The organism is Streptomyces niveiscabiei (assembly GCF_001419795.1).
Taxonomy (GTDB): domain Bacteria; phylum Actinomycetota; class Actinomycetes; order Streptomycetales; family Streptomycetaceae; genus Streptomyces; species Streptomyces niveiscabiei.
This window is the reverse complement of the sequence record NZ_LIRL01000828.1, coordinates 1-1164: the sequence shown is the minus strand read 5'-3', so window position 1 is coordinate 1164 and position 1164 is coordinate 1. Positions and strand designations below refer to the sequence as shown.

The following is a 1164-nucleotide window of genomic DNA, read 5'->3' as shown; positions in this document are numbered from 1 at the left end:
CCTTTCGGGGGAGGGGAGTTGAGGAGGTGTGGTGCTTTGCGGCGCGGTGGGTCGAGGAGGTGCGGTGCTTTGCGGCGCGGTGAGTTGAGGCCGCCCGCCGCGAACGACTGCACCCCGCTCGGGTCGCCGTCCCGCGTGAGCCGGGTCAGCCCGACCTGGAGCGCCGGCCACCAGTCCCTCCGGTACAGCGCCTGCCCCAGCGCGCCCACGAGGTCCTGGCCCGTGAACTCCCCGCCCAGATACGACCGGACGGGGTGCGCGTCCAGCGACCGCACCAGCCGGACGACCTCCTCCCGCGCCGCGCGCGGCTCCTCGCCCAGCGGGCAGGCGGGGCCCCGCGCGCACCAGGACGTGAAGCCGTCCAGCGCCGCCTGCTGACCCCGCGCCCCCGCGATGCCCTGCTCGGCGACCGGCTCGGTCAGCGTGTCCACCCCGTCGAGCGCCAACCTCCCCACGCGGCGCGGGAACTGCGCCGCGTACACCGCGCCGAGCCGCGAACCGTACGAGAAACCGAGGTAGTTGAGCTTCCGCTCGCCCAGCGCGGAGCGGATCACGTCGAGGTCGCGCGCGGCGAACACCGTGCCCACGTACGGGAGTACGGGCCCCGAGTGCCGCGCGCAGAGCCCGGCGATCTTCCGGAGCCGCGCCAGCAGCGCCCCCGGGTCGTCGCCCGTCACCTCCTCCTCGTCCGAGGCCCAGTCCCCGCAACTCACCGGAGAGGAACGGCCGACGCCCCGGGGGTCGAAGGAGACGACGTCGTAGTGGTTGGTGAGATCGGCGAACGTCCGGCGGCTGTAGGCGAGTTCGGGTACGCCCGCCGCGCCGGGCCCGCCGAAGTCCAGCACCACCGAGCCGTGCTTCTTGCCGGTGGCGGGGTAGCGGGCGAGCGCGAGTTCGAGGGTCCCGGCGCCGGGGTGGGCGTGGTCGAGAGGGACGGTGACCTTTCCGCACTCCAGATCCTTCGGCACGTCCTGGTCCTCGCACGCCGACCAGACGACCCGCTGCCGGTCGAAGGGGGCGGAATCCGGGGTGGGGGCGGCTGTCCCCGCGCCGAGCAGGGAGACCGCGACGACCAAGGTGACCAGCATCGATGCCTCCCGGAGCGCAGTGCCCACGGTCACGATAGGCGGGGTTCGCGGGGCGCGCCCGCCGAGGTGCGGGGGG

The 1164-nt window shown here is 74.5% G+C and carries 1 protein-coding gene; it reads right to left on the bottom strand.

The annotated features are described in order from the left end of the window. Positions 1-1088: alpha/beta fold hydrolase (locus tag AOK24_RS34610; RefSeq protein WP_055723948.1), on the bottom strand; the 1088-nt coding region annotated here is incomplete at its 3' end. Positions 1089-1164: the final 76 nt, after the last annotated feature.